We start from the raw sequence: 9,595 nt of genomic DNA, 5'->3' as shown, positions 1-9,595 counted from the left end.
CGGCAGGTGCGCGATGTCGCCCGCGGCGAACCCGTACCGTTCGCCGTCGACCACCAGCGTCGCGCTGCCCGTCATCGCGATGAAGATCTCGTGCTCGTGATGGGCGTGCGCGGTCGAGACGTCGCCCGGCCGCAGCACGCACCAGGCGCCCTCGAACGGCGCGTTCAGCGCCGGCCAGGGCAGCAGCCGCTGCGAGTCGAGGCCGTAGGCGCGGGTCAGGTTCGCCCGGTCCAGTCTGCGGATCTCCATCACGCGCTCCAGGCCGCCGATGCCGCCACCGGCACCGCCGGGGCAGCCACCGATACCGTCGTCGGGGCCGCCACCGAGGGAACGCGCCGGTCGAGCAGGTCGGCGAGGATGTCCTGGGAGCGGTGGGCGAGCACGCTGATCAGCGAGTCGGAGATGCCGTGGGTCCGCTCGTTGACGCCCTGCAGGTACACCGCGCCCCATGCCGAGCCGTCCAGGTCGACGCGGTAGCGCCGGTTGACCGTGATGTCGGCCAGGCCCAGCCGCCCGGCCAGCTCCCGCACCAGCGCGGGCATTCTCGGTTCGTATCCGGTCCCCAGCAGCACCAGATCGCAGCGCAACGGCTCGGTCCTGCCGCTACGGCGGTCCCGCAGTTCCAGCACGACGTCGTCGCCGTCGGCCCGGGCGCTGATGACCTCGGTCATCGCCCGTACCGCGGATCGCCGCTCCCCCAGCATCCTCTGCCGGTAGAGCATCGAGTACAGCTCGTCGAGGAAGGGCTCGGCCAGCCCGGCGTAGTTCGTCAGGTGCATTTCACCGAGAATCTCCGCGCGGGTCTCGGGAGAGCTGTCGAAGAACTCGTCGACGAAGGAGGGGAAGAACAGCTCGTTGACGAACTTGCTCGTCTGGTAGTTCCGCAGGCCGACGGAGCGCACCAGCAGGGTCGGCCGGCTCAGCGGAAGGTCCTGGTGCAGCGCCACGAACATCTCCGCCGCGCTCTGCGCGCCGCCCACCACCACGGCCCGCAGCGGCCGGTCGGCCGGCACCTGCGCGATGCGGGTGCAGTACCCGGTGCTGTGGATCAGCCGGTCGGCGGGCAGCCCGCGGAAGACCTCGGGGACGTGGGGGTCGCGGCCGGCGCCGATGACGAGGTCGCGGCAGCGCACCGTCCCGCCGTCGCCCAGGGTGACCGTCCATCCGACGACCGTGCCGTCGGCGGCCCGCCGGGGCTCGACCCGCTCGACCCGGGCGCCGTAGCGGACGCCGACATGCTCCAGGGAGTCCGCGACCCACTGCTGGTAGTTCGACAGCTCCCAGCGGAACGGGTTGAACGTGCCCAGGTTCACGAACTCGTCCAGCCGGCCCTGCTCGTGCAGGAAGTTCAGAAAGGTGAACCTGCTCCGCGGGTTGTGCAGCGTCACCAGGTCCTTCAGGAACGACACCTGGCTGCGCGCCCAGGGCAGCAGCAGGTTGCGTTGCCATTTGACGTCCGGATACTGCTCCAGCAGCAGGGTGTGCTCCGCCAGCTCCCGTACACCGGACTCCTCGATGCCGATCGCCAGTGCCAGGTTCGCCGGCCCGGCGCCGACAGCCAGTATGTCAACCTCTTGGTCGGTCAAAATCCCACTCCGATCCCCGTGATCCTGCTCTTCGTGGCCGGTCCCGGTTCATTGGTACGCCCCGGTTCACCGGCACATCACGATTCAATACGGCGGGATCATTGATCGAAAGAATTGGTCGGCGGAGACAATCAAAGAAACGGGACGGCCGGCACCCGGGACGGCCGGGCACGAGATAACGCCGCCCGGCGTGGGCGGCGTTATCCGGCGTACCATCCGCTCGGCATGCCATATTCTTTTCCGGCGTGCTACGTTCTTTTTCGGCACGGCGTTCTTTTCCGGTGCCGTGTTCCGTCCGGCGCGCGGTGCCGGGAAGAGAGCACTCCGTGGTTTCCCGTCGGGAAGCGGCGCCGCGTTCCGTCCGGCGTGCGGTGCCCCGTTCAGCGGGCCGCCGCTTTCAGTGGGCCGCCGCCTTCCGCCGCGCCGCCACCTGCCGCTCGGCGCGTCCCGCGTTCTCCCGCATGCCCACCAGCGCGCACAGCGCGGCGATGACGCCGACGGCCCCGCACACCAGCCAGACGCCGTTGGCCAGCCGCTCCCACGCGAGCACGCCGAGGACCGGCCCGAGCGCGAGGCCGAGCCCGAACGTCGCCTGGTGCACGCCGATGTAGCGGGCCTTCACCGCGGCCGGGAACCTGGCCGGGTGCGCGAACATCGTGGGCCCGTTGATCATCACACCGGTCACGAACACCACCGTGCTGACGATTACCAGCGCGGCCGAGCCGGTGGCGAGGCCGTACGTGGCAAGGCCGGCCCCCATGACCACGGTGCCGAGCGCGCCCACGAGGTTCGGCCGCCAGTTCCTGACGTAGGAGGTGATCTTCAGCTCGCACAGGATCAGGGTGACGGACGAGGTGGCGAGCGCCGCGCTGTACAGCGCGGCCGGATGGCCGTCATCGGAGATCTTCAGCGGCAGCGCGACCACGTACTGCATGTAGATCATGGATCCGAGCAGCACCGAGGCCAGGAAGAACAGGTAGTTGCCGTCACGCAGTGGCACACTGTATCCGGACCGTCCGCCCCCGGCCGGTTCCGTCTCCTCCGGTGGGGCCTGCGTGCCGGGCAGGAAGGTGTGCGCGACCGCCGCGTACACGAGCGCGGTGAGCGCGTCGAGCCAGAAGAGCAGGTCCCAGTCGAGCAGGATCAGCCCGGCGGCGATCAGCGGGCCCAGCGCGGCACCGATGTTCAGCGCGGTCCGCATCATCGAGAAGCCCATGACCTGGTGTTCTTCCGGCATGAGATCGCTGAGCAGCATCGCCGCCGCGGGCCGGTAGGCCTGGGTGACCAGGCCGGCCAGCCCGACGGCGACGAAGATGAGCCCGAAGGCCGACAGGCCGCTCAGCCATGGGACGAGCCCCACGATCACGGCCGAGGTCACCATCGAGCCGGTGATGGTCGCCCGCGGGCCGGCCCGCTGGGTCAGCTCCCCACCCAGTAGCGTGCCGAACACCGCGCCCACGCTGTATGCCGTCAGCGCGAGGCCGGCCTGGCCGACAGAGAATCCGCGAACCGTCAGATACAGCACCAGGAATGTCTGTACGAACGCGCCCAGCTGGTTGACGAGCACGCCTCCCAGCAGGTACCTGACTGATGGCGGCGTCGCCCGCAGGACCGCGATAACGCCGGCCGGGGAATCCGCTTCCGCCGAGTTCTTTGTCTTAGTCGTCTGCGCCATGACTCGATCTCAGCGGAAGCGTCCGTTGACCGACAGGGTTGACCGGACCGGACAATCAATCACCGGCCATGCCGACCATCAACCGGACAGACCGAGCCGTCAACCGGACGGGCCGGCCATCGGCCGCGCACGCCGGCCCTCAGCCGAACAGGCCGTTGATGCCGCCGAAGTCGAGGGCTCCCTCGAGCTCGGTGTAGGTGCCCTTGACGAGCAGTTCGGTGGCCGCGCGCTGGGCGACCGAGTACGCCGCCTGGCTGATGGCGGTACCGACGCTCACCCGGCGCACGCCCACCGCCTCGAACTCGGCGATGCTCGGGGCGCCCGGCCCGGCCATCACGTTGACCGGCAACGGTGACGCCGTCACCAGCGTGGCCACGACGTCCAGGTCGAGCAGGCCCGGCACGAAGAGGCTGTCGGCGCCCGCCTCGGCATAGGCCGCCGCGCGGGCGAGCACGTCCGCCAGCCGCCCTCCGGGCTCGCCGATACCGAACAGGAAGACGTCGGTCCGCGCGTTGACCAGCAGCTCCGGCAGCCCCGCCCGCGCCGCCGCGGACCTGGCGGCACGAAGCCGCTCAGCCTGGGCCGCGACATCGAACAGCGGGCCGCCGGGGGCCTGCGAATCCTCGATGTTCACCCCGGCCGCGCCGGCGGCGACCACCGCTTCGACGGTCGCCGCGACATCCTCGGGGGCGGGGCCGTATCCCCCCTCCACGTCGGCCGTGACCGGGACGTCCACGACGGCCGCGATCCGCCGGACCTGCTCGACCGCTTCGGCCCGGGTCAGGTGCTGCCCGTCGGGCCGGCCGACCGACCAGGCGACCCCCGCGCTCGTCGTGGCGACCGCCTTCGCGCCCGCCTGCGCGATCAGCGCGGCACTGCCGGCGTCCCACGCGTTCGGCAGCACCAGCACCCCGCTGTCGTGCAGCGACCGCAGCAGCTCCGCCCTGGTCCGCTGAATGTTCTCCACCATGCTCCACTCACTCCTCGGTCATGCCGGGCCAGACGTATCGATTTACCCGGCTGTTCATTTACATGAATGCGTCCCGGTGGGCCGGCGAGCGAAATCGACACGGCATGTCGACACGGCGGAGCGACATGATGGAGCGGCTCAGCACAGCCGTCCGATACAGCTGTTCAATACAGCCGCCATCTGGTATAATTGCCGTTTGGTACGGCCGTCGTTTAGCACAACCGTTCGGTAACGTGGTCCGATCTCGGTGCCGAGCGCACCGGGCAATGGCCGGTCAGCGTTTCGAGCATATACCCGGCCGGGGCTGTCGTGGCCGATCGGGGGCCGTGTTGTCGACGGTCGCGCCTGGCCCGCGTATTCCAACGGGCAAACAAATCCTGACAGTCAGTGGATTCGGCCGGCTCACCGGCCGCGCCGCGGTCCTTCGGCCCTCTCGGCACGCAGCTCCGGGGTGCAGCACTTGACACTGCCGCCGGCCTTGAGCAGTTCCGACAGGTCCGCGCCGATCGACTCGAAGCCGCGCTCGCGCAGCTGGCCGATCAGCCCGGTGGCGGCCTGCGGCAGTATGACGTGCCGCCCGTCGGGCGTTATGCGTCGGCAATAACCGTCCGGGTGATTTGTGAACCATTCAGACCACGCGTGACGTTGACTGGAAGAACCGCCGGATCCGAACAATCAACGCCGGGTCTGGTGGCTGGCAGGGCTGGCAGGGCCGGCCCGGCGTCGCGGCGGAACGGTTCGAGCGCCACCCGCCGCGCCCCGCCGTCCACCAGCGAGACCGGCAGCGGCCCGGCGTCCCGTTGCACGTTCCCGGCGAACGCGCTGAACAGCCTTGACACACTGTAACGACCGGCGACGCTGGCCCGCCGTAGCAGGCCGGCGTCCACCATCGACTCCAGCAGCTCGTCCGCCGACCCGATCGGTATGCCCATGTCGGCGGCGACACCGATCGCGGTCGTCCAGCCCGCCCTGTGCCGGCCGAGCTGGTGGACGAGCGCCTGTCCGGCCGGCGACAGCAGCTGGTAGGCCAGGGCGAACCGGTCCCGCACGTTGACGTCACCGACGCTGAGGATGTCCAGCTGGGCGTCGCGGTCAGCGAGCTGGCTGGCGGTGTACGCGATCGTCAGCTCCGGCCGGGCTGCGATCTTCCTACCGACGATACTGACGGCGAGTGGCAGGTCCTCACACAGCTCGGCGATGGCGTCGGCGGCTTCGTGTTCCGCCCGTACCCGTTCCGCGCCGGCCAGCCGGCCGATCAGCGTCATCGACTCCTCGCGGGTGAACGTGCCCAGATCGATCCGGTGCGTGCCGTCCAGCCCGAGCAGCCGTGCCCTGCTGGTCATCACGACCTGGCTGCGCGCGGTCTGCCCCAGCAGCGGCCGGGCCCACCGCTCGTCACGGACGTTCGTCAGCAGCACGAACAACCTGCGCTGGGCGAGCAGCGAGCGGTACAGGCCGGTCTGCTGCGTCGGGTCGTCCGGCACGAGGTGGGCGGGCACCCCCAGCGCGTGCAGGAAACCGCGCACGATGCCGCCCACGGACCGGCCACCCGTACCGCAGTCGCCGAGATCCGCGTAGAGCCGGCCGTCCGGGAAGCCGGCGGACACCTCGTGGGCCAGCCTGAGCGCGAACGCCGTCTTGCCGATCCCGATCGGCCCGCTGACCAGCAGCGGCATCCTGACCGGCCCGGCGGGGCGGCCGAGCAGCCGGAACGCGTCGGCCAGCTCCCGCGCGCGGCCGACGAACACGCTCGGCCCCATGGGCAGCTGGGCGGGACGGACAAGGCTGGTCACCGTACTGGTCGCCACATGCGTGACGGACGGCACCCCCGCCAGGCCGAACAGGCTGTCGGCCGGCAGGACGGCCGGCTCCCGGCCGTCCTGGGAGCCAGCCGTCCTGCCCACCATGCTTATCCGGCTTATCCGGCCTGGCTGGCCCGGCTGGCCCGGCTGGCCTGCTTGTCCTGTCCGGCCTACCTGGCCTTGCCGGCCCAACTGGCCCAGCGGCTGGCCTGCCTGCCCTGGTGGCTGGCCCGGCTGGCCTGGTGGCTGGCCCGGCCGTCCGGAGATCTGCCGCCAGCGCCGCTCCCAGGCCACGGGATCTCCCCCGCACGCGGACACGAACGCCAGCGTCACCGCGAGGGTGGGCAGCCGGTGGCCACTGGCCGCGCTGGACAGCACGGACGGCGCGAACAGTGCGGTACGGGCGAGTTGCCGGTAGCTCGGGCCGCCCGCGCTCTTCCGTAACGCGCGCAGATCACGAGCGAATTCGGCGATCGGGCCGTTGGCCGCGTCCAACGGCCTCTCGGGCCTGCCCATATCCACCCCTCTCCTGGTGTCGCGTGAATTCAGACCTGCTACCTTCGGGTCTCCGGTGCACAGCTTCCCGTGATCCTGGTACGGCGCCCTGGCCGGCCGGGCGCCCCAGCCCGGGACAGCCCACGTGAAAGGCCCAGGGCATCGACCTGGAAATACGTCTTGTGAACATTTTCCAGCGGCACGCGAGAAAAATATCCGACAGCTCGCCGACCCGCGAAGAAACATGCTCGCCAGCATCCGTCCCGGAGTCCGGAAAATCCTTTTCGTAGCCTTCTGCCATACTACCGGAATGGCGTGCGCGACTGCTGTCCGCCCGGATTCCCTGTTTAACGGTGACGGTGGGTCGGCGCCCGCCCGGAGCCGCCGGGAAACTATCCACCGGAGCGGGACGGAAGGTGACGGCCGGATATCCGGCCAGCCGTTTCTCCACGTCCTGGGTGCCGCGGGCGGGCACACGGCCCAGGCCGGTACGAGGCTGCCGGCCGGCCCACCGGACACCGATCCCGTCACTGAACATCATGAAATCTCCGTACGATACCTGGACAAAAACCACCAATAACCTCCCCCGGCCCGGCGGGCGGCGCGGCGGAGAGGACCGCCGCCTCCGGACGTGGCTCCGGGCCACCGCGAGGTACCGGCCATTTGCTCCCGCTCCACCGAGAAGCCCGCCGAACGAGACTCACCGCACGAAACCCGGCCAAACGGCATGGACGACGGACGGTGCCGCCGGCCCGTAACGGAATGCACCATTACCGAGATCGCTACCGTTGACGCTCTGATTATTGGTACGTCGACGGAGCGTGACAACCCGTCAGTCGGCTATCCGACACAGACCACGCGGACGACCGGCAGGAAATTCAGCCAGCCACCGGCGTCCTACCGGTTGTTCTCTTTTTCAGAAGATTCTCGGCGCACCTTCAGCAGCATCTTCACAGCATCATCTTCAGCCAAATCCGATCACAACCGGATTACCGCGCCGACAACATACACGAGCGCCGGAGCACCCCCGTCCCCTCCCGACGACCGCTGCCGCGATTAGGGCCGCGACGCGGCGGGCGCGGGCCGAACGGGGGCGGAAACCACGTCAGCGCCCCACTCGCGGCGACGTTCTTCCCGGGTCAGTGGTGTTCGGTGGCGGTGGGCTGCCGGCCGGGCCCGTGCAGGAGGCTCGGCAGGCCGGGCTGTGGGCTGGCGAGGAAGCAGCCCTGGACGAGGTCGCAGCGCAGCGTCCGGAGCGCGGCGAGCTGTTCGGGTGTTTCCACGCCGTTGGCGACGGCGGTGAGGCCGAAGGTGTGCGCGAGGCCGATGACGGCGGCGACGACCGCGTGCTCGGCGGGGTCCTCGAGCATCCGCGCGACACGCCGTTTGTCGATCTTGATGCCGTCGAGGGGTGCGCGGTGCAGACAGCTCAGCGACGAGTGGCCGGCGCCGAAGTCGTCGACGTACAGGCTGACCCCGCGGGCGCACAGGTCGTGCAGGGCGGCGGTGACGGCAGGGACGTCGTCGACGAAGGCGCTCTCGGTGATCTCCAGGCCGAGCTCGTAGCGGTCGTCGGCGTTGGTGGCCTCCAGCAGCGCGATGATCTCGGACAGGAAGCGGGGATCGGCGAGCTGGCAGGCCGAGACGTCGACGGCGACCCGCGGCGCCATGCCGGCCGGCAGCTTCGACGCCCATCTGCCGGCCGCCCGGCAGGCCATCTCCAGGACGCGGCGGCCGAGCGGAACAATCAGCCCGGTCTCCTCCGCCACGGCCAGGAACGCGTCGGGCTCGAGCAGGCCGCGTTCGGGATGCTGCCACCTCAGCAGGGCCTCCACCCCGGTGAGCTCGCCGGCCATGTTCATCACCGGCTGGTAGAGCAGCCGCAGCTCGTCGGTGACGAGCGCGCGGCGCAGGTCGTTGCCGGTCCGCACGCGGCGCCGGGCCTGGGCCCGCATTCTCTCGTCGAAGACCATGTGACAGCTGCGGCCCTGCCGCTTGGCGGCGTACATGGCGATGTCCGCGGCGTGCAGGATGTCCTCGGGGTCGGACAGGTCCGGGCCGGAGACGGCGATGCCGACGCTGGCGGTCACGGTGATGGTCCGCTCGCAGGCCGTCCTGGGGATGGCCAGCGTGCTGACGAGGCGTTCGGCGACCGCCTCGACGCAGGACGCGGCGGTGACGCCCTCGCACAGGATGGCGAACTCGTCGCCGGAGAACCGGGCGACGGTGTCGCCGGGGCGGACAGCCCGGCGCAGCCGCCCCGCCACCTCGCGGAGCAGGTCGTCACCGGCGTGATGGCCCAGCGAGTCGTTCACCGTCTTGAAGCCGTCGAGGTCGACGAACAGGATGGCGACCCGGCGCGGCCGGTCGCCCCGGGCGCCGGTGAGCGCCTGGTGGAGCCGGTCGAGCAGGGCGGTGCGGTTGGGCAGCCCGGTCAGCCCGTCGTGCAGGGCCCGGTAGCGGGCGTCGGCGGCGTGGGCCCGCTCCACCTCACCGGCCCGCGCGACCACCACCGCGGTCGAGATCTGGCCGGCCAGCAGCTCGACGAAGTCACGGTAGTCGTCGTCGGGGGCGAGCCGGTCGTTGACCCCGACGAGCAGCAGGCCGATGGCCAGCCCGTCACAGCCCTCGGCGAGCGGCGCGGCGATCGCCGAGCCCGGCGGCCGGCAGCCGCTGGCCAGCCGGATCGGGAACCGCTCGGGCAGCTCCCGGACGAGACGTGCCTGGCCGGAGAACAGCGCGTCGCCCAGCTCGGGAAGGGGCGCCTCGGCGCCGAGCACGCCGAGAAGGTCGACGCCCCGCTGGTCACCGGCCAGGCCGCAGGACGCCGCCGGGCGCAGCACCGGCCGCTGCGCGTCCGGGTCGCGCAGCAGGACGATGCCGTACGAGACGTCCGCGGGATACCGGCCGAGCACCTCGACGACACGGGTGCACACCTCCCACGGGTCGTACGAGTCCGCGGTGGCGGTGGCGAGCTCGCGCAGGCAGGTCAGCCGCCGGGTGGCGAACACCTGCCGGGTCGTCTCCCGCCCCGTCGCCATGACACCGGCCACGCCGCCGTCGCCCA

General features: G+C 70.7%; 6 protein-coding genes. All 6 read right to left on the bottom strand.

The window, feature by feature from the left end; all coding sequences use genetic code 11:
- On the bottom strand, window positions 1-249 hold a 249-nt coding region (locus AC5LSR_RS05025; RefSeq protein WP_250285152.1), incomplete at its 3' end, for a cupin domain-containing protein.
- Window positions 249-1,586, bottom strand: a complete 1,338-nt coding sequence (locus AC5LSR_RS05020) for a lysine N(6)-hydroxylase/L-ornithine N(5)-oxygenase family protein (protein WP_250285153.1) — start codon at window positions 1,584-1,586, stop codon at window positions 249-251. The genes AC5LSR_RS05025 and AC5LSR_RS05020, both read right to left, overlap by 1 nt.
- A 397-nt stretch (window positions 1,587-1,983) precedes the next feature.
- On the bottom strand, window positions 1,984-3,261 hold the full coding sequence (locus AC5LSR_RS05015; RefSeq protein WP_250285154.1) for an MFS transporter: 1,278 nt from the start codon (window positions 3,259-3,261) through the stop codon (window positions 1,984-1,986).
- A gap of 139 nt (window positions 3,262-3,400) precedes the next feature.
- Window positions 3,401-4,231, bottom strand: a complete 831-nt coding sequence (locus AC5LSR_RS05010) for an isocitrate lyase/PEP mutase family protein (RefSeq protein ID WP_250285155.1) — start codon at window positions 4,229-4,231, stop codon at window positions 3,401-3,403.
- Between the two features lie 587 nt (window positions 4,232-4,818).
- Window positions 4,819-6,549 carry an NB-ARC domain-containing protein gene (locus AC5LSR_RS05005; RefSeq protein ID WP_250285156.1) on the bottom strand — a complete coding sequence of 577 codons (1,731 nt, stop codon included), beginning with the start codon at window positions 6,547-6,549 and terminating at the stop codon, window positions 4,819-4,821.
- A gap of 1,118 nt (window positions 6,550-7,667) precedes the next feature.
- Window positions 7,668-9,595 (bottom strand): putative bifunctional diguanylate cyclase/phosphodiesterase (locus AC5LSR_RS05000; RefSeq protein WP_493464540.1); only part of this gene is annotated, 1,928 nt, incomplete at its 5' end.

Source organism: Protofrankia sp. CiP1_Cm_nod4, assembly GCF_982290645.1.
This window is presented reverse-complemented; position numbering and strand designations above follow the sequence as displayed.

Excerpts from the sequence above, each read along its gene's own strand:
- AC5LSR_RS05015 (WP_250285154.1), bottom strand. The coding sequence starts at position 3,261 with ATGGCGCAGACGACTAAGACAAAGAACTCGGCGGAAGCGGATTCCCCG.
- AC5LSR_RS05010 (WP_250285155.1), bottom strand. The coding sequence starts at position 4,231 with ATGGTGGAGAACATTCAGCGGACCAGGGCGGAGCTGCTGCGGTCGCTG.
- AC5LSR_RS05005 (WP_250285156.1), bottom strand. The coding sequence starts at position 6,549 with ATGGGCAGGCCCGAGAGGCCGTTGGACGCGGCCAACGGCCCGATCGCC.